The 586-nt window shown below is 63.7% G+C and carries 1 protein-coding gene; it reads right to left on the reverse strand.

Annotation, left to right across the window (positions count from 1 at the left end):
* A partial coding sequence (locus A5780_RS13905) for an acyl-CoA thioesterase domain-containing protein (RefSeq protein WP_197521736.1) occupies positions 1-469 on the reverse strand: 469 nt, incomplete at its 3' end.
* Positions 470-586 lie beyond the last annotated feature (117 nt).

The raw sequence follows: 586 nt of genomic DNA on the forward strand, positions 1-586 counted from the left end.
AGATTTTGCGGTCGGCGTTTTGATTCGCCGCGAAATCCTCGGACCAGTCGCGATCGCCGCTCTTGAACAGCGGCGGCGTCCCGCCGGGCACAGCACTCTCCTGCGGCGGAACCGGCAGCGGTTCGTCTCGGCTCCAGAGCTGGCCAGGCGGTTCGGTCCCGGTGGTGAGGAAAACGGCTGTCGCCCTCACACGTTGCTGACCGTCTTGCGACAGTGCCGCGTCGGCAACAGTGATTCGAGATCCTCGACGGACCACCGTGCTGCGCAGATCGAACGCGGCGTTGTCGACCGGTTGATACAGGTCGACTGTGAGTCGAGCGGGGATGAAGCCCTCCGGGCAGTGGGTCTCGAGTTCCCGGGCGAGCATGCCGGCCACGGCTGTTCCGCTCAGTTTGGTCGGCGTCCATGGGCTGATGGCGAGTTTCTGGGCGACGAGTCGACCATCGCGTTCGACGAAGAAGCTCAGCATCTGTGTTCGGTCCCCTCCGAAATCCGTTGACACTCAGAAGTGAAACACGTTACAGCCGCAGCTGCGGAGCGTGGTGCTGGCAGTGCCTGCGCATCTGGGGTACACCCCAACACCACA

Origin of the sequence: Nocardia sp. 852002-20019_SCH5090214 (assembly GCF_001665865.1) — a bacterium.
In the GTDB taxonomy this organism is placed as follows: Bacteria; Actinomycetota; Actinomycetes; order Mycobacteriales; family Mycobacteriaceae; genus Nocardia; species Nocardia nova.